At 57.4% G+C, this 17,153-nt stretch carries 18 protein-coding genes; 15 read left to right on the forward strand and 3 right to left on the reverse strand.

Features of this window, described 5'->3' with window-relative positions:
- Positions 1–129 precede the first annotated feature (129 nt).
- Positions 130–657: a histidine phosphatase family protein gene (locus HRQ60_RS14455; protein ID WP_172196581.1), complete on the forward strand. Its 528-nt coding sequence runs from the start codon at positions 130–132 to the stop codon at positions 655–657.
- Between the two features lie 68 nt (positions 658–725).
- Positions 726–1,115 carry a RidA family protein gene (locus tag HRQ60_RS14460; RefSeq protein WP_172196583.1) on the forward strand — a complete coding sequence of 130 codons (390 nt, stop codon included), beginning with the start codon at positions 726–728 and terminating at the stop codon, positions 1,113–1,115.
- A 538-nt stretch (positions 1,116–1,653) separates the two neighbouring features.
- Here the strand turns inward: HRQ60_RS14460 and HRQ60_RS14465 are convergent.
- Positions 1,654–3,876 (reverse strand): bifunctional alpha,alpha-trehalose-phosphate synthase (UDP-forming)/trehalose-phosphatase, encoded by a 2,223-nt coding sequence (locus HRQ60_RS14465; protein ID WP_172196585.1) that lies wholly within the window; start codon positions 3,874–3,876, stop codon positions 1,654–1,656.
- 255 nt (positions 3,877–4,131) lie between these two features.
- Here HRQ60_RS14465 and HRQ60_RS14470 point away from each other — a divergent pair, with 255 nt between their 5' ends.
- The 5 genes from HRQ60_RS14470 (at position 4,132) to HRQ60_RS14490 (ending at position 6,712) form a co-directional block, all read left to right on the forward strand.
- On the forward strand, positions 4,132–4,674 hold the full coding sequence (locus HRQ60_RS14470; RefSeq protein ID WP_172196587.1) for a hypothetical protein: 543 nt from the start codon (positions 4,132–4,134) through the stop codon (positions 4,672–4,674).
- A 77-nt stretch (positions 4,675–4,751) separates the two neighbouring features.
- Positions 4,752–5,336, forward strand: coding sequence for a GNAT family N-acetyltransferase (locus tag HRQ60_RS14475; protein WP_172196589.1), 585 nt, complete (start codon positions 4,752–4,754; stop codon positions 5,334–5,336).
- A gap of 156 nt (positions 5,337–5,492) precedes the next feature.
- Entirely contained in the window at positions 5,493–5,990 is a 498-nt protein-coding gene (locus tag HRQ60_RS14480; RefSeq protein ID WP_172196591.1) for a hypothetical protein, read from the forward strand.
- A 2-nt stretch (positions 5,991–5,992) separates the two neighbouring features.
- The gene (locus tag HRQ60_RS23725) at positions 5,993–6,316 is read left to right on the forward strand and encodes a DUF3024 domain-containing protein (RefSeq protein WP_246281336.1); all 324 of its coding nucleotides are present in this window, start codon (positions 5,993–5,995) and stop codon (positions 6,314–6,316) included.
- Positions 6,317–6,337: 21 nt separating this feature from the next.
- Entirely contained in the window at positions 6,338–6,712 is a 375-nt protein-coding gene (locus HRQ60_RS14490; RefSeq protein WP_172196593.1) for a hypothetical protein, read from the forward strand.
- 282 nt (positions 6,713–6,994) lie between these two features.
- On the opposite strand, the gene HRQ60_RS14495 is transcribed toward HRQ60_RS14490, so the two are convergent.
- A complete protein-coding gene (locus HRQ60_RS14495; RefSeq protein WP_172196594.1) occupies positions 6,995–7,408 on the reverse strand; it encodes a winged helix-turn-helix transcriptional regulator in 414 nt (137 codons plus the stop codon).
- Between the two features lie 175 nt (positions 7,409–7,583).
- Here HRQ60_RS14495 and HRQ60_RS14500 point away from each other — a divergent pair, with 175 nt between their 5' ends.
- The 5 genes from HRQ60_RS14500 (at position 7,584) to HRQ60_RS14520 (ending at position 12,558) form a co-directional block, all read left to right on the forward strand.
- Positions 7,584–8,918, forward strand: a complete 1,335-nt coding sequence (locus tag HRQ60_RS14500) for an NtaA/DmoA family FMN-dependent monooxygenase (RefSeq protein WP_172196595.1) — start codon at positions 7,584–7,586, stop codon at positions 8,916–8,918.
- Positions 8,919–8,980: 62 nt separating this feature from the next.
- Positions 8,981–9,721, forward strand: coding sequence for an oxygen-insensitive NADPH nitroreductase (gene nfsA, locus HRQ60_RS14505; RefSeq protein WP_172196596.1), 741 nt, complete (start codon positions 8,981–8,983; stop codon positions 9,719–9,721).
- Between the two features lie 83 nt (positions 9,722–9,804).
- Complete coding sequence (locus HRQ60_RS14510) at positions 9,805–10,242, forward strand: MarR family winged helix-turn-helix transcriptional regulator (RefSeq protein ID WP_172196597.1); 438 nt, start codon at positions 9,805–9,807, stop codon at positions 10,240–10,242.
- A gap of 40 nt (positions 10,243–10,282) precedes the next feature.
- Positions 10,283–11,419 carry an NtaA/DmoA family FMN-dependent monooxygenase gene (locus tag HRQ60_RS14515; protein WP_172196598.1) on the forward strand — a complete coding sequence of 379 codons (1,137 nt, stop codon included), beginning with the start codon at positions 10,283–10,285 and terminating at the stop codon, positions 11,417–11,419.
- Between the two features lie 35 nt (positions 11,420–11,454).
- Entirely contained in the window at positions 11,455–12,558 is a 1,104-nt protein-coding gene (locus HRQ60_RS14520) for a Gfo/Idh/MocA family protein (RefSeq protein ID WP_172196599.1), read from the forward strand.
- 469 nt (positions 12,559–13,027) lie between these two features.
- Here HRQ60_RS14520 and HRQ60_RS14525 read toward each other — a convergent pair whose 3' ends face one another.
- Complete coding sequence (locus HRQ60_RS14525; RefSeq protein ID WP_343044698.1) at positions 13,028–13,582, reverse strand: GbsR/MarR family transcriptional regulator; 555 nt, start codon at positions 13,580–13,582, stop codon at positions 13,028–13,030.
- A gap of 217 nt (positions 13,583–13,799) precedes the next feature.
- Here HRQ60_RS14525 and HRQ60_RS14530 point away from each other — a divergent pair, with 217 nt between their 5' ends.
- From HRQ60_RS14530 to HRQ60_RS14540, 3 genes are all read left to right on the forward strand, one after another.
- Positions 13,800–14,666, forward strand: coding sequence for a carbohydrate ABC transporter permease (locus tag HRQ60_RS14530; protein ID WP_425501685.1), 867 nt, complete (start codon positions 13,800–13,802; stop codon positions 14,664–14,666).
- 116 nt (positions 14,667–14,782) lie between these two features.
- Positions 14,783–15,586, forward strand: coding sequence for a carbohydrate ABC transporter permease (locus HRQ60_RS14535; RefSeq protein WP_172196710.1), 804 nt, complete (start codon positions 14,783–14,785; stop codon positions 15,584–15,586).
- Positions 15,587–15,641: 55 nt separating this feature from the next.
- On the forward strand, positions 15,642–16,997 hold the full coding sequence (locus tag HRQ60_RS14540; protein WP_216671596.1) for an ABC transporter substrate-binding protein: 1,356 nt from the start codon (positions 15,642–15,644) through the stop codon (positions 16,995–16,997).
- Positions 16,998–17,153: the final 156 nt, after the last annotated feature.

Consider the following 17,153-nt stretch of genomic DNA (forward strand, 5'->3'; position numbering starts at 1 on the left):
ACTTTTCTCCTTTATGGCTTTAAACCGTTGAATGATGTGGATAGATGAATACCGTGTAAAATGAATATGTCCATTATAAAAGCTGCGGTTGACGGGGGCAAGGTCAAACGTGAAAGGAGAGGCGCCCGTATGGAATTTCTGTTTATTCGTCACGGTCAGGCAGAACATAATCTGGATACGCCGGACCGGCTGAACCGACTTCACCCCAAGTTGACGGACCGTGGAAAAAGGCAGGCCGACGAATTGAAAAAAAGGATCCGGATCGACGGCGGGGATCTGCTGCTGGTCAGTCCGACCGTGCGTACACTGGAAACGCTGGAACGGCTGACGGAATTGTCCGATAGCCGGACGGCATGGGTCAGTCCGCTAGTCGGCCCGCGCATGTTCCCGCAGAATCCGGAGTGGACCACGCTGCCCTGCGATATTCCGTTGACGCGGGAAGCGGTGCAGGCTTATCCTGTTAACTTGATGCTGCGGCAGGCGGATCATGAAGCGCTGTGGAGAAGCGGAATCAACACGCTGCCCAAAGCCGAATTCGCACGGTTGACGCAAGAAATGTTCGACTGGATCACGCTGCAAAATGCCCGAAGAACGGTCATCGTCAGCCATGACGGAACGATCAACGCTTATCGGCAGCTGCTGGGCGAAAAAACTTGAGCCGGCAGGATTTCCTCGGCGAAGCGGGAAGTTATACGTTGAAGGTTTGAAGAAGAGGATGTGAGCGCATGACCAGACAAACATACTCGACCGGTTCTCCCTGGGAGCCGATCGTCGGTTACAGCCGCGCCGTGCGTGTCGGAAACGTCGTGGAAGTCGCGGGCACTACCGCGATGAAGGACGGGGAGGTCGTCGGAGTCGGCGATCCGTACCGGCAGACGGCGGAGATTCTGCGCACGATCGAAGAAGCACTGGCGCATGTCGGAGCGAAAATGGAGCATGTCGTCCGCACGCGCATGTTCGTCACCGATATTTCGCAGTGGGAAGAGATCGGGCGCGCTCACGGTGAAGTCTTTCGCGATATTCGCCCCGTGGCGACCATGGTCGAAGTGAAGGCGCTGATCGATCCGGCTCTGCTGGTGGAGATCGAGGTGCAGGCGATTGTGCCGGAAGGATAGAGCCGGAATCGACGAAGGCGCAGGAAGGTCGGCTTGATAAGCGGCCGATTATTCCTGGGGCGATCGGAGTATCGGAAAAGGGCGCAGTCGCGGGGATGCTGCCTTTATGTGCACACTTTCGAAGGCGGCCTTGCTCTGCCGCGTTCAGCTTAGCCCTGCCGCGTTCAGTCCCGCCTGGCCTCGCTCCACCCCCCAAAAAAACACACAAAAAAGAAGCCGAGCAAACCGCTCGGCTTCTCAACGTGTCGAGAAAGTCTGAATCCAAGTGAAGCGAGGAGGCGGAGGGAGAAATTCAGTGAAGGAACGATAGTGTTCGCCTTTGAAATCGGGAAAATTCCGCTAAAATCCAATCCTTTTTCCCGATTTCAACACGCGACCTAAAGCCTTTCGGAGAAAGGCACATCGGAAGCATACGCTAACGAATTTCTCCCGCAGCCGACGAGCTTACTAAACGAATAGGACTTTCTCGACAGCCTGAGAAGCCGAGCAAACCGCTCGGCTTCTTTTCATACTTCCTACCCATAAACGGTCCGGCCGCTTACTTGCTCTTCGCCGCGTCTTCCGCGACTTCGCCGGACACCTGCGTGAAGCGTCCCAGCAGAGCGCGGATATCGCCCGAAGATTTGAGGCGGTACCGGGCCGCCGTCACTTCTTTGCCGATCTTGACGGAATACGCGTTCTCCGGCAGCGCCGCGAACATGTCTTCGTCGGTCCGGTCGTCGCCTGCGCCGAAGACAAAGTCGAAGTGGCCTTGACTCAGCACCAGATGCGCGCCGTGGCCTTTGTTGACCCTCGTATCCTTCACTTCGATGACTTTGTTGCCGTCCAGTACGCCTACGGTCATCGACTGGGTGATCGACATGAGCGCTTCCTTGAGTTCGTTGCGCTTCACGGCCGCGATGTCCGGTTCGGACTGGCGGTAATGCCAGGCGATCGAATAGTCTTTCTCTTCGATCAGCGAACCCGGCGTCCGGTCGGTATAGGTCTCCATGATCGGACGGATAGATTCTTTCCATTCGTTGTCGATATTGAGCGTCATCGTCCATTCGCCGCCCGCCGGGCGGAACCACAGGCCGTGCGCCGCGACGATGCTGAGGTTGAGATCGCCGAGCCATTTCTCGGCCGTGAAACGGTCGCGTCCGGTGATAATGACGACCGTGTTCTTCGGATCTTCGGTGAGCGTCGTCAGCAGCTGCTTCAGCTCGCGGTCCGGACGCGCCTGATCCGGCGTCGGCTTGAAGCCGACCAGCGTCCCGTCGTAATCAAGGAACAGTACACGGTTGTTGGCGGTCCGGTACGCCAGATCGAGTTCCGACGAAGCGGAAGTCAGGCGGTCGAGAGGTTCGGTATGGATCTTCTCTTCCGACGAACCCTGCAGCGTATTCAGGAACTCTTCCGCCCAGAACTTGACGTTATAGCGGGAGATCCGGCGGTGCATGTTTTTGTTGCGGTCCATCTTGTCTTCTTCCGGCATCTCGAGCGCCATCTTGATTCCGGCCGCGATCGCGGCGTGGTCGTTCGTATTGACGATGATCGCTTCGCCGAGTTCGCTGGCCGCGCCGGCCGTTTCGCTCATGACGAGCATGCCTTTGTAATCGGTGCGCGAAGCGACGTATTCTTTGGCGACCAGATTCATGCCGTCGCGCAGCGGAGTGACAAGCAGCACATCGCTGTGGCGGTAAAAAGCGATCAGGTCATCCTGGGAGACGGTGCGGAAGAAGAACCAGACCGGCATCCAGTTGAACGTGCCGTATTCGCCGTTCACTTCGCTGACGAGTTCCTCGATTTCGCGCTTGAGGTTATCGTACTTCTCGATCCCGACCCGCGAAGGAGCGATGATGAGGTTCAAGCGGACCTTTTCCCGATATTCCGGGTAGTTGGCCAGGAAATGTTTGAAGGCTTTGATCCGGTCGGGGATGCCTTTGGTGTAATCGAGACGGTCGACCGAAATGATATTGCGGACGTCCTTCGTGCTCTTGACAAAGTCCATCGTTTCCTGCGACGCATTTTCTTTGGTTGGCGTCTTGGAGAAATACTCGTAGTCGATTCCCATCGGGAAAGCGTCGACCTGTACCTGATGCGATTGAAGCTGCATTTTGTACAGACTGTGCTCGTGCCCAAGCAGACGGCGCACGCTGCTCAGGAAGTGGCGCACGTAATCGTACGTATGGAAACCGATCAGGTTGGCGCCCATCAAGCCTTCAAGGATCTCGTTGCGCCAGATCATCTGACGGTAGATTTCGAACGAAGGGAACGGGATATGCAGGAAGAATCCGATCTTCACGTCAGGGTGCTTCTCCCGGATCATCTGCGGCAGCAGCATGAGCTGGTAGTCGTGAATCCAGATCGTGTCGCCTTCTTCGATCAGCGGATCCACCGACTCGAAGAACTTGCGGTTGACCCGCTGATACGCTTCCCAGGTGTCCGTTTTGTATTCGACCGCACTCGTGAAGTAATGGAAAAGAGGCCAGATCGTTTCGTTGCAGAAGCCGTGGTAATATTGTTCGATGTCGTCGGAAGTCAGAGGGACCGACAGACATTTATAATCGTTTCTCAGGGTGTCGGCAACCGAGGAGATCTCTTCTTCGCTCAGGTCGTCCTGTGCGACGCCCGGCCAGCCGGCCCAGACCGTGCTGCCCTGTTCATGGTAGTTTTTGAGTCCGGTAGCCAGACCGCCTATGCTTTCCTTGTACTCCAGGCCGGATTCGTTCTTGCTGACGGTGACGGGAAGACGGTTGGATACGAAAATCGTTTTACTCATAGGTTGGACCAGCTCTCCTTCTTATTTGAAAATAATAGATGAAAAACGCGCAATATCCGTAACAATTCTTACCCTCATTACCCGAAAAGGGACTCCAAGACTCAAATTCGGGACGAAGCGGCACTCTGGATGAGTTAAATCGAGCTTTTCGTAACGTTTGGATCGCAGATTCCGTCTAATAGATAAAATTCCAGAAAATTGGGGGAAAGAGGCTGTATGGTGCCAAAAAGAATACGGATCGTACTGGCGCTCATTTTGATTCTGCTGCCGTTAAACCTGCTGCTGCCGACAGAAAAATCGTTGGCCTGCAGCTGTATGATTCCCGAAAACGCGCAAGTGGCAAAAAAGGAAGCTGCGGCTGTTTTTACGGGAACCGTGCGTGAAATTAAAGAGTTTAAGGTCAGCAGAAATGAAGCTTACTTCGCCGCTACTCTGGTTGTCGACGAAAGCTGGAAAGGCGTGAACGAACCGGAAGTCGTCGTCTACACAGGCTGGAGCAGCTGCCAGTTCGATTTTGAAAAAAGCGGGCGTTATCTGCTTTATCCGTATGATCACGATGGAAGGTATGAAGTCACAAACTGCGGCCGCTCGGGGGAGATCAGCCAGGAGAATGTTAGAACCGTCGCGGATCTCGAAGAACTCGGAGCGGGCACAAAATTCGAGGCCCCGCCGCAGACCGAAGAAGCGGACGAAGGAACGGGTAAAGCTATAAGGTGGGTTGGAATCTTTGCTGCGCTTCTGCTGCTTGCCGCTGTATTCGGACTATGGCAGCGGCGCAAGCGGAATAAAAAAGCCTGAACGATAAACTTCTGCATCCGTCCGCTTGGACAGATTCGGAAAGAAAATTTTATTCAATAAGGAGGGACAGCAGCAGAATGCCGAACGAAAGGGAAAACAAGAAAGAACCCGCTGCGGTGCCGGATAAGAGTGCTGCCGACAGAACGGCGGGTCATGCAGAGTCGCTCTACCGGATTCGCCCTGCCGAAGCACGGGATGTTCCTTTTCTGTGGGAGATGCTGTTCGAATCGCTCTATGCGGGAGAAGGCAGGGAACCGTTCGACCGCTCGATCCTCGAAGAACCTTCCATGCGCAAGTATGTGGAAGGTTGGGGGCGTCAAGGCGACTTCGGCGTGATCGCCGAAACGCCGGACGGAACGCCGCTCGGTTCGGCGACGGCACGTTTCTTCGGCGCCGCCGATCACGGCTACGGCTATGTCGCGCCCGACGTCCCGGAGCTGGGGATGGCGCTGCTGCCGGGCAGCCGGGGCCGGGGAATCGGAACCTCGCTGATCCGGCATCTGCTGGACGGACTGCGGGAGCGGGGCGTGAAGCGGGTCTCGCTGAGCGTCGATCCGGGCAATGAACCGGCCATGAAGCTGTACCGCCGCTTCGGCTTCCAAGAAGCCGGACGCGAAGGCACGTCGATCACGATGGTAGCGGATCTGGAACCGACCAATTGAAGACGGAACGGACAAAGCGGCTTCTTCCGGCGAAGATTTATCGGTACGAATTGGTGAACGGCAGGAAGAAGGGATAGACAAGGTGGTATGCTGAAAAAGGCCGACAAATTCACTTGGACCCAGGGGGTTGTCGGAAAGAAGGGGGAGCGCGGTAAAATGGAAAAGAACCCTGCGGAACTGCCGCGCAGTCTGCTGATTGTCAGCCTGCGTCCCGATCCGTACGCGCGGATGAAAGCAGGTACGAAGCGGCATGAATTCCGGCGGCGCTTCACGGATCAACCGGCCGAGGCGTATCTGTACATCCCGGTGCCGGTCGGCGCGATTGCCGCTTATGCCGAATTTGGACGTCCGTTCCGGGGAACGCCGGAAGAACTGGCCGCAATCGCGGAGCAAGGCGAGCCCGGCTCGTATGCGGAGACGCTGGAATACTTGGACGGCGTGGAATACGGATTCGCCGTACCCGTGTTGTCGGTGCAGCCGATCGAGCCGCTGGCGCTGCACGAAATGCGCGAAGCGTTCAGCTTCGCTCCGCCGCGTTCGTCACGGCGCCTGGAAGCGGGATCGGCACTGGAGCACGAGCTGGCCGGCAGGCTGGCGGCCGCTCGAAAAGGGTCTATACCCGGAAATCGGATGCAAAGAGAAGAGGAACAGTGAGGATGGACGATTTTACCAAGAAACGAATAGAGAAAATCATGCGTCATTATATGGAGAGTACCGCCGAAGAACAGCTGCGCAGCCGCAGGAGTATCGGTTATGCGCTGGAAGGCGACGAGCTGACACTGGTCGAACAGCGTCCGTCCAAAGACGGCACGAACTGGATCGAGCTGCCGGTCGCGCAGTTTCGGCTGGATGCCGGCGGCTGGCGCGTTTATGGGCTCGACAGCGGCGGAAGCTGGCACCCCGTGTCGGAGATTCCGCCAAGCGGCGACTTTGAAGCACAGTTGAGCCGGGTCAAAGCAAACGATCTGGGGATTTTCTGATACAAAAGGAGGCGTTCTACCATGAAATATGCGCAGGAATTCCAACAGCTGCACGAAACTCTTGTACCGGACAGCGGCCAAGCCCCGACCGTACAGGGCGAGCTGATCCGTTCGGTCGCCCGCCTGCATGACGAAGCCGAGCGAAACGGCAACGCGAACTGGGATGAAGGGTACGAGCTGTTCGCCGACTTTATCGAGAAAACGTTCCACGCGCAGCGTATGGCCGACCCCGTGTTCAGGGAGCGGGTCGAGACGATCATCAACCGTATCCGGCAGCCGAAGATCGCTTATCTGGATTACGACTTGTTCCACGAATTGAGCGACCACGCGGTGCAGTGGTGCCGGCGCCATCCCGAGCCGATCCCGAATCCGCACGATCCGAGGCAGTACCGGTAGAAGGAAGGTTTCGAAGGAACCGAAGCCCGACAAACGAGGGAATAACGGCATATGGGATGAACGATCGACAGGGCGGGATTCATTTCGTGAACAGATATCGCTTTTGCTGCCCGCACAATCTGCCAAGCTCGTTCTTTTATCGGCCGTATAGGGAACTTTCGATGTTCCTACCGCTCAATTCCATTAAAAGATGAGAGATACAGATTGTTTGTAGACGTTTTGAATTAAAAAAAAGGCATTCCGACCGCAGCGCCTTCTGCTGCCGGAATGCCTTTTTCTTTTTCACGATTTTCCCGGTTCGCCGGGCTCGTCCGTTCCATCGGATTTCCCGCGTTCCCCCTGCGGCCCGTTTTCCCCGTACTCTCTCCCGAACGCTTCCATCTGCTCCAGAATCGGCAGCAGCCGAACGCCTTTTTCAGTTAGCGAATATTCGACTTTGGGCGGAACTTCCGGGTACACTTTCCGATGGATAACGCCGTCTTTCTCCAGTTCCTTGAGCTGCTTGGTGAGCGAACCTTGCGACAGGCCGCCCAGAAAGTGCTGGATGTCGCCGAAACGGCGGGTTCCGCTTTTGAGATACCAGAGAATGAAATATTTCCATCGGCCCGACAGGATGTTCTGCGTCAGGACGATTGCGTACAGATCTTCTTTTTCTTCAATAAAGGCCGGCTCGAATCCGTTCAAACAGACTCTCATGGCGATCCCTCCCGATCCAAAGGTACAAAATTATGGACTATGCCTATTTAAATTGCCTTCTTTGCAAAGCCAAGCGCCGGACTTATGATAGCTACACGCCGTCGAACGCAGCATGCGTTTTATATATTTAGTAGGCTAAATACCATTTTAACAAATTTCAAAGGAGAAAAGAACCATGACCTCTCGCAAACCGATGCAGCTTGCTCTGCAAATGGTGTCCGGCTACGGCGCCGAATTCAGCGCCTGGCGTATGCCCGGCACCGATCCGGCGGCTTACGCCGACACGGACGCCTACGTACGGCGGGCGCAGATCGCCGAACAAGGCAAATTCCATATGATCTTTATCGCCGATACGCCGGCGCTGACCGTCGATCTCGGTCCGCAGACGCCGATGTTCCCGATGGACCCAATGCTGGCGCTGCTGGCGGTGGCCCGGGAGACGTCGCGCATCGGACTGGTCGCGACGCTGTCGACGACGTTCAACTATCCGTACTCGATCGCCCGCCAGTTCAAAGCGCTGGACGTTATCAGCCGCGGGCGCGTAGGTTGGAATGCGGTAACGACGTCCGAGCCGCTGGCCGCCGCCAATTTCGGGGCCCGGGTCGCCGGCCGCGAAGAACGTTATGCCCGCGCGCAGGAGAGCATCGAGATCGTGCAGGCGCTGTGGGGAAGCTGGGGAGAGAACGCCTGGAAGCTGGACGCGGAAGGCGGCGTTTTTGCCGACATGGATCAGGTTCGCCCCATCAACCTGCAGGGCGAGTATTACGCGTCGCGCGGCCCGCTGCCGATCCCGCCGTCCGAGCAGGGACAGCCTGTTATTTTTCAGGCGGGCGGAGGCCGGGAAGGGCTGGAGCTGGCCGGCCGATACGCTTCGGGCGTCTACGCCAATCCGTACGATATCGAATCGGCCCGCGAGCATAGGCAGGCTATTCGGCAGAGCGCGGTCCGGTTCGGGCGCGATCCCGACGCCATCAAGATGTACGCGGGCTTCATGTTCTCGCTCGGCGCGACGGAAGAAGAAGCGCTGGAGCGGCGCAGGCAGCTGATGCGCTTCAATCCCGCGGAGATTCCGGGCCGGGTGAGTTATCTCGGCTCGATGGTCGGATTGCCGCTGTCGGTAAGCACCGTGGACATTCACGCGCCGCTGCCCGACGAGCTGCTGGCACAAGCGTACGCCAGTCCGCGCGATCCGCGTTCTCCGCGCGCGCTGCAGCTGCTCAAGCAGGGACTGTCCGTGCTTGACGTGCTGGCCCACGGCGTCATCAATTACCATCCGGTCGTTGCCGGCACCGCCGAGCAGGTCGCCGATTTTCTGCAGGAATGGTTCGAAGCCGGCGCCTGCGACGGATTCTCGGTCGTGCCGGACATCGCGCATGACGGCGTCGCCGATTTCGTGGAACAGGTCGTCCCGATCCTGCAGGAACGCGGCTTGTTCCATCGGGACTACGAAGGCGCGACGCTGCGCGAGAATATGGGCGTGTCGTACCAATACGGAGCGATGCAGCCTTGAACCTTGGCGCTCCCGTTTCCATCCCTGTCCCCAATCATATTCAATAGAAAAGAGGAAAAGCATTGAATCCTACGATCGAACTGCTGCACAATCACGTATCCGTCCGTTCCTATGCCCCCGAACCGCTGACCGACGAGCAGCGGGACGTTATTTTCCGGGCCGCCAACCAGACGTCGTCGTTCAGCCTGCTCCAAGCCGTCTCCATTATCCGCATCACGGACCCGGATCTGCGCAAGCAGGTCAGAGCGCTGTGCGTGGATCAGCCGTATATCGAAGAAGCGGGCGAATTCTGGATTTTCTGCGCGGACTTCAACCGCAACCATCGCATCGCGCCGGACGTGGACCTGTCCTATATCGAATTCCTGTTGATCGGAGCGTTCGACGCGGGCCTGATGGCGCAAAACGCGCTGACGGCCGCCGAATCGCTTGGTCTCGGCGGCGTATACATCGGCGGCGTGCGCGCGAATATCGAAGCGCTGTCCGACCTGCTCGAACTGCCGGAATACACGATTCCGCTTGTCGGACTGTGCCTCGGCGTGCCGGCGGGAGAGAAAGCCGGCTTGAAACCGAGGCTGCCGCAGTCCATGGTCCTGTTCGAAGACCGGTACCGGACGCTGGACCGCGACGAACTGGCCGAATACGACCGCACCGTGCTGGATTATTACGAGCAGCGTCCGGTCAAAGCGCCTTTTACCGCCAAAAAGGTCAAAGGATGGAGCGACCACGTGCAGGATCATCTGGAACGGAGCATCCTGCCGGGTATGATGAATTACTTGAACAAGCAGGGCTTTGCCAAAAAATGAAGACGCTGCGGCAAATTGACACCCCTCCTCGTCCATGATAAATTTAGCCTGCTAAATATCGGGAAAGAATGGATGGTTGACTCATGACAGATACAGATACAGATGCAGTGGATTGCGAGATTCGCCAATCGTTGGACCGGGTCTCCTCGCAGATGCGGCGCAATTACGGCGAATCGCTGAGAGAACTCAATCTTTATGCCGGACAGGATAATTTGTTGTATCGGTTATGGCTCGGCGACGGCATTACGCAGATGCAGCTGTGCGAACATCTCAAGTGCGAGCCGCCGACCGTCACGAACATGGTCAAGACGCTGGAACAGAACGGATTCATTTATCGCAAAAAAGACGGGGCGGACGCGCGGGTCATGCGGATTTTTCTCACCGACGAAGGCCGCGCGCTGCAGCAGCCGGTCGAGGACAAGTGGCGGGAACTGCGGGAGAAGCTGCTCCACGGCATCCCCGAGGCAGACCGGCTCGTGCTCCGGACGCTCATGCGGCATATGGAGAACAACTTGGCCTAGCCGCCGCCTCGATCTGCGCAGACAAGGAGAACAGGCCAAGGTGGAACAAAGAAAGCTCAAATTGGGAGGCATTATCGACGGCGTCGGCTGGAATCATACGGGATGGAGACATCCCGGCATGCCGGCGGACGCCAGCGAAAACATAGATTACTACGCCGAAAAAGCGATCCAGTTGGAAGAAGCGAAGTTCGACCTGATCTTCCTGGCGGACGTCAGCCATATCGGTCCCGGCATGATTCCGCATTATCTGAGCATGTTCGAAGGGGTGTCGATCTTGTCCGCTTTGAGCATGGTCACCCGATCGATCGGGCTTGCGGCCACGATCGCGACTTCGTATGCCGATCCGTTCACGGTGGCGCGGCAGATCGCTTCGCTGGACAAGATCAGCCGGGGCCGCGCCGGATGGAACGCGGTCACGTCGAATCCGGGCGGACTCGTCAATTACAGCCGGGGCCATCTGCGCAAGTCCGATCTGTATCCGATGCAAAAAGAGTTTCTGGACGTCGTCGAAGGGCTGTGGGATTCGTATGAAGACGACGCTTTTATCCGGAACAAAGAGAGCGGAGTTTTCTACGATCCCCGCAAGATGCACGCGCTGAATTATAGAGGGAACTATTTCTCGGTGGACGGACCGCTGAACGTCAGTCGTTCCAGACAGGGGAGACCGGTCGTGTTTCAAGCCGGCACTTCGCCGACGTTCATGGACATCGCCGCGCGGCATGCCGAAGTCATCATGGCACCTGGCGACGATTTTGCCTACCTGACCGGATACGCGGCCGAACTTAGAAGCAAAGCCGCCGCTCAAGGGCGTTCGCCGCGCGACCTGCTGCTGATGCCTTCGCAGAATCCGATCGTGGGCGAAACGGAGCAGGAAGCGCTGGACAAAATACGGGAGATCGAATCGTGGATGCCGCGCGGATACCGGATGCCCAAGCCGACGTTCATGGGGTCCGCCGAGCAGGTCGCCGACCGGATCGAACGCTGGCACCTTGCCGGGCTGATGGATATTTTGCTGATCCGGCAGGACCATCCCGAAGGCTTCGCGGACTTTATCCGGCTGGTCGTTCCGATCCTGCGGGATCGGGGACTGTTCCGTACGGAATACGAGCATGACACGCTGCGCGGCCTGCTGGAACTGCCTTATCCCGAGCACCGGCACGCCAAATCGCATCGTTGAATAAAAATCGTTGAATCAAAAAGGAGACGTTAAGCATGGGCCGAAAAATCAGAACGGGCATTATCGGAGGATCGATCAACAACGGCTGGGCGAGAGGCACGCATATCCCGGCCCTGCAGCAGTTGGAAGAGTATGAACTGACGGCGGTCGGCACGAGCCGGATGGAGAGCGCGCGCCAAAGCGCCGAAGCTTTCGGCGCGGCTCACGCGTTCGACCGGGCGGCCGATCTGGCCGGTCATCCCGACGTGGATCTGGCGGTCGTCAGCATCAACGTCAAAGAGCATTATGCGGCGGTCCGGGCGATCGTTCCCGCGGGCAAGCCGATTTACTGCGAATGGCCGCTCGGCTCGAATACGGCGGAAGCGCTGGAGATGCGGCAGTGGGTCACCGAGAGCGGTATCCCGAACGCGATCGGCCTGCAGGCGAGGCAGGCTCCGGCCGTCAACTACGTCAAAGACCTGCTGAAGCAGGGATTCGTCGGCAAAGTGCTGTCGGCCAAGCTGAACCTGTCGATCGAAGGGATGGGCGGCGAATCCGACAAAGCCAACTCGTATCTGTTCGACCACGAAGTCGGCGGCAGCCTGCTGACGATCGTGACCGGCCATAATCTCGACGCGTTCACGTACATGCTCGGAGAGTTCAAGGAACTGTCGGCCGTCACGGCGCAGCAGTTCGCGGAAGTTCGGATCACGGATACGAACGAGCGTATGACCAAGACGACCGACGATCAGATCCTGATTGGCGGCCTGCTGGAGAGCGGCGCCGCGGCCCAGGTTCACGTCCAGGGCGGCGTGAAGCACGGGACCGGCCTGACGATCGAAATCTTCGGCGACCAGGGTACGCTCGTGCTGAGCGCGCCGGCCACCATCCAGTTCGGATCGCATCGGCTGCGCGGAGCGGGCGCGTCCGACGCGGAGCTGCGGGATCTGGATATTCCCGCGTCCTACGTCGACGTGCCGGATTCGCTGCAAAGCGATTCGGGCTTCGTCTTGAACGTCGCCCACGCGTACCGCAAATTTGCGGCGGACATCGCCGAAGGCACGTCCACGGCTCCGAATTTCGATGAAGCGGTCAAGCTGCATCAACTGCTGGACGCCGTCGAAGAATCTGCCCGCACCGGGAAACGGCACGTTTTTTGAACGAGTCGACCGCCGCTTGCCGAAAAATGTAAGAAGCGCCGGCCGGTGGCGGTGCCAAAGGCCCGTGCTAAACAGCGGGGCTAAATATCGGTGCTAGATGCCGAGGCCAAATCTCGATGCCAAAGACCGAAGACCCGGATTGTCGAAAAACCCGAAGCTCCAGCTTGGAGCTTCGGGTTTCTTTTGCGTGGATCCGGACATAAGGGTCACGTCGCGGAGCGGCCCGGCGAATGCTAACGGAACCAGGAGACGCTTAGCGGTTGATTTGGAGGTTTTTGAAATTCTAACGGATTCAGATGACGCTTAGAATGGAATTGGGCTTGTTTTTGGCGGAAAAAGAGGGCGAAAAAGCGGCTAACGGAACTACGATCCGTTACAGTTCGGAAAAGGCTTGATTCGGCGCTGTAAGGGACATACAATCCGTTAGCCGAGCCGAGCCGAGCCGAGCCGAGCCGAGCCGAGCCCACGTTCACTCTTTTTCTTCGAAAAAATCGCCGCCCTGCATCCGATCGACGAATCCCTGGAGCCAGATGTAATACTGCTCCGCATGCTGAAGCTTATGCAGGTCGCGCAGCGCCTGCTCGCGTTCGTCGGCCTGCGTCTGCCGCGAGAGAACGATCTCCGACAGGTCGGGCGAGACTTCGCGGATACTGGACAGCATCACGTCGATCTCCCGCTGGAGCTTGGCGCCGAAGAAATTCCGGAACGTGCGGAAAAAGTCGGTCTCGGCGACGTATTGGTCTTTGCGATCTTTTTTCTCGTCAAGTTTGTAAATCATCCGGGACTCCGTCAAGGCACGTACAGCGTAGCTCATATTGCTTTTGCTCATATTCATGAAGTCTTTCATTTCTTCCAGCGTCATCGGCCGGTCCTCGAAGTACATGATGCCGTAGAGCTGCCCGAATGAATGGTTTACCCCGTACAGATCCATTGTCGAAGCGATCGACTCGATGATCTTCTCCCGCAGTTCCCGCCGCTCGGGCGTTACGGAAGAGCCGGACGTTCCGGCGGATTCTTTTTCCACGATGTCACCCCTGAATCGAGATTCGGACGTTTTGTTCTCACATACCCCACATATTTTACACGATTCCCTGCAGATTTAACACCGGGATAATCCCCGTTTTTCAAATCGAATGTACAATCATGTTTGTACGGTAGAATGAAACGTCACAAAAACGGCTCGCAGAAATCTGTTATCAAAAAAAATTGAACATAGAGGAGTTGTGGATTTGCGTCTGAAAATGTTCAGGGAAGGCGAAGCGGTGCTGTTCACCCTGCCTGCACTCGTCCCGCTGCTGATCTTCTGGCTGGGACCGCTTGGCTACATTCTGTACTTAAGCTTCACGGAGTGGGACTTCATGAGTCCCGAGAAGCTGTTTGTCGGCTTGGACAACTATACGTATCTGCTGACGCACCCCGAATTCTATCAAGCTCTTCGGGTGACGCTGATGTTCGGACTCGGCACGGTCATTCCGATCATCGTCGGCGGGCTTGCGCTTGCGCTGCTGATGAACAGCAAGCTCAGATCGACCGGTCTGTTCCGGGCCATGATGTTCTCGCCGTGGGTCACGCCGACGGTCGCGGTCTCGATCGCCTGGTCGTGGATCTTTGAACCTGATGTCGGACTTGCCAATCTGGCGCTGGGCTGGATCGGATTCTCGCCGGTCGGCTGGCTGCAGGATCCGAATTGGGCGCTCGCCGCCGTCATGATCGTCACGATCTGGAAGTCGATCGGCTGGTCGATGGTGTTCTATCTGGTCGCGCTGCGCAATCTGCCGTCCGATCTGCTGGAAGCCGCTTCGATCGACGGAGCCGGCACGTGGGACAAGTTCCGGGCGATCACGCTGCCGCTGATCTCCCCGACGACGCTGTTCCTGTCGATCATCCTGACGATCCAGTCGCTGCAGGCGTACGACCAGATCAATGTCATGACGCAGGGCGGACCGGCCGGATCGACGCGCACTCTGCTGTATATGTATTACCAGTCGGCTTTTGAGACGTTTAACGTCGGCGAAGCTTCCGCGATCGCCGTCATCATCATTCTGATCTGCGTCCTGCTGTCGGGGCTGTCGTTCCTGCTCAGCCGGCGCCTGGTGCACTATTCATGAACATGACCGAAGCAAGAAAAGCGAGCAAGAAAAGCGAACTTCGCCGGGGAGCGGGCCAAGAAGGCAGCCGCCGGTTCGTACCGGCCGGGGAACGCTTCGGCATCGTCGTACGCTACATGCTGCTGGCGGTCATCAGTCTGGCGATGGCCTTCCCCTTCTATTGGATGGTGACGAGCGGACTCAAGACGAACGACGAGATCTGGCGGTTCCCGCCGACCTTCTGGCCGGAGTCGATCAACTGGGGCAATTACATAGAGGCATGGAATTCGGCACCGTTCGCCCGCTACATGTTCAACAGTATCTTCGTGGCGATCTCGATCTGCGCCTTGCAGGTCATCAATGCCAGCATGATGGCTTACGCGCTGACCCATATGAAGTTCCGGCTAAAAGGCACCTTCACCGCAATCGTGCTCGTCGGCTATATGATTCCCAGCACGGCCGTCTATCTGCCAAGCTATCTGATCCTGAACGAACTGCATCTGCTGGACAGCTACGCGGGTCTGATCCTGTCCAACTGCGTGAGCGTGTTCGCGATCTTCCTGCTGCGGCAGGCGTTTCTCCAGGTCTCGCACGAGCTCGTCGAAGCGGGGCAGCTGGACGGAGCTTCGCACTTCCGGATTCTGTGGACGATCATGGCTCCGCTGATCCGTTCGTCGTTCGCCGTCATGATCCTCATTACGTTCATCGACCAGTACAACAATTATTTCTGGCCGATGCTGATTACGAAAGACCCGGATCTGAGACTGGTCTCCGCGGGTCTGCGCAGCTTCTTCGTCGAAGGCGGCGCTTATGGATTGGCCTGGCCGCAGATCATGGCCGCAAGCGCTTTTACCATCGCTCCGCTCTTGATCCTGTTCCTGTTTGCCCAGAAGACGATCATGCAGAGTGTCAATATGTCGGCAGGCGTCAACAAGAGCTGAATCCCAGGCTTACCCCCGAACAGGGACATCCCACATCCAATTGGAGGAAAAAAGAATGAAACAACGTCCGAACACAAGCAAATGGAACTGGAAAGGCGGCATGTCGATGCTGCTCGCGGCAAGCTTCACGCTGCTGTCCGCCTGCGGCTCGCAGGCCGGGGAGACGCCGAGCGCGGCCGCAAGCGGCACGCCTGCCGCAGCGGAATCGGGCAAGCCGGTCGAGATCGAATTCTGGTACGGACTGGGCGGTAATCTGGGCGACAACATGAAAGCGAAGATTGAAGCGTTCAACGCTTCGCAGGATGAAGTCATCGTCAAAGGGATTGCCCAAGCCGATTATACGGAGACGGAGCAGAAGCTGCAGGCGGCCATCGCGTCGAACAGCGTTCCTGCGGCGGTCCTCAGCGCGAACGCGGATTGGGCGCGCAAAGGATATTACGCCCAACTGGACGGGCTGATCGAGGCCGATCCGGAATTCAAGAGCGAAGATTTCGTACAGACGTTCCTTGAGCAGGGCAAAGTGGACGGCAAACAGTATTTCCTGCCGATGTACGGCACGACGCAGGTCATGTACTACCGCCAAGATACGCTTAAAGAGAACGGAATCGATCCGGCAGCTCTCACAACCTGGGAAGCGCTCGGCGAAGCCGCAGCCCAAATGACGAAGAAAGAAGGCGGCAAAACGACGTTCTACGGCTGGGAGCCGATGTGGGGTTACGACAATATGGCTGACGCCGTCTACGGCAAAGGCGGGAGCATCCTGAGCGAAGACGGCAAAACGGTTACGATCGATTCGCCGGAATGGGTGGAGACGTGGGAAATGTTCCGCAAATGGATTCACGAAGACAAAATCATGCGTATTCACTCCGGCGGACAAGGCTGGGAATACTGGTACAAGACGATCGACGACGTGATGAAAAATAAAGCAGCGGGTTATACGGGTTCGAGCGGCGACCAGGGCGACCTCGACTTCAAGATTGTGGCCGCGATGGAGCAGCCGGGCTGGGAAGGCATGGGCGCCGGCAAGCCGGTTGCAAGTGCAATCCAGGCGGGTATTCCGGCCAAAGCGACTCCGGAGCAGCAGCAGGCGGCGTTCAAATGGTTCACGTACTTCATGCAGTCGGAAAATACGGCCGATTGGTCGATGAACACGGGTTATATTGCGGTACGTCAATCCGCGCTCGAAGATCCGAAATTCAAAGCGTTCAGCGAGAAGAACCCGCAGATCAGTATTCCGCTGCAGCAGGCGGCGCATGCTTCGATGCCGTTCCAGGATCCGACGGGCGGCAAGATTACCGACGCGCTCAAAGTCGCGGCCGACGAAGTGCAGATCAACAATATGCCGGCCGAGCAGGCGCTGAAGGAAGCGCAGGCCAAAGCGCAGAGCGAATTGGATCGCGTCGCGAAATAGCCGTTGAAGCGTAAAGCAAACCAAGTCCAAACGATCGGCCGCAGGAAGCGCGCATTCTGCGCGGTTCCTGCGGTTTTCTTTTGAACGGACCGAACCGGCATTCGATCAAAGACGGACGGAAACAGAAGACGAAAGGCAGATCCAGGCGGCGAGAGA

This window comes from Saccharibacillus qingshengii (assembly GCF_013185195.1).
GTDB lineage: Bacteria > Bacillota > Bacilli > Paenibacillales > Paenibacillaceae > Saccharibacillus > Saccharibacillus qingshengii.

What these genes read in the sequence shown, in the direction of transcription:
- HRQ60_RS14475 (WP_172196589.1), top strand. Translation starts at nt 4,752, where the DNA reads ATGCCGAACGAAAGGGAAAACAAGAAAGAACCCGCTGCGGTGCCGGAT.
- HRQ60_RS14455 (WP_172196581.1), top strand. Translation starts at nt 130, where the DNA reads ATGGAATTTCTGTTTATTCGTCACGGTCAGGCAGAACATAATCTGGAT.
- HRQ60_RS14465 (WP_172196585.1), bottom strand. Translation starts at nt 3,876, where the DNA reads ATGAGTAAAACGATTTTCGTATCCAACCGTCTTCCCGTCACCGTCAGC.
- HRQ60_RS14535 (WP_172196710.1), top strand. Translation starts at nt 14,783, where the DNA reads ATGCTGCTGGCGGTCATCAGTCTGGCGATGGCCTTCCCCTTCTATTGG.
- HRQ60_RS14495 (WP_172196594.1), bottom strand. Translation starts at nt 7,408, where the DNA reads ATGAGAGTCTGTTTGAACGGATTCGAGCCGGCCTTTATTGAAGAAAAA.
- HRQ60_RS23725 (WP_246281336.1), top strand. Translation starts at nt 5,993, where the DNA reads ATGGACGATTTTACCAAGAAACGAATAGAGAAAATCATGCGTCATTAT.
- HRQ60_RS14500 (WP_172196595.1), top strand. Translation starts at nt 7,584, where the DNA reads ATGACCTCTCGCAAACCGATGCAGCTTGCTCTGCAAATGGTGTCCGGC.
- HRQ60_RS14530 (WP_425501685.1), top strand. Translation starts at nt 13,800, where the DNA reads ATGTTCAGGGAAGGCGAAGCGGTGCTGTTCACCCTGCCTGCACTCGTC.
- HRQ60_RS14520 (WP_172196599.1), top strand. Translation starts at nt 11,455, where the DNA reads ATGGGCCGAAAAATCAGAACGGGCATTATCGGAGGATCGATCAACAAC.
- HRQ60_RS14540 (WP_216671596.1), top strand. Translation starts at nt 15,642, where the DNA reads ATGAAACAACGTCCGAACACAAGCAAATGGAACTGGAAAGGCGGCATG.
- HRQ60_RS14490 (WP_172196593.1), top strand. Translation starts at nt 6,338, where the DNA reads ATGAAATATGCGCAGGAATTCCAACAGCTGCACGAAACTCTTGTACCG.
- HRQ60_RS14460 (WP_172196583.1), top strand. Translation starts at nt 726, where the DNA reads ATGACCAGACAAACATACTCGACCGGTTCTCCCTGGGAGCCGATCGTC.
- HRQ60_RS14480 (WP_172196591.1), top strand. Translation starts at nt 5,493, where the DNA reads ATGGAAAAGAACCCTGCGGAACTGCCGCGCAGTCTGCTGATTGTCAGC.
- HRQ60_RS14510 (WP_172196597.1), top strand. Translation starts at nt 9,805, where the DNA reads ATGACAGATACAGATACAGATGCAGTGGATTGCGAGATTCGCCAATCG.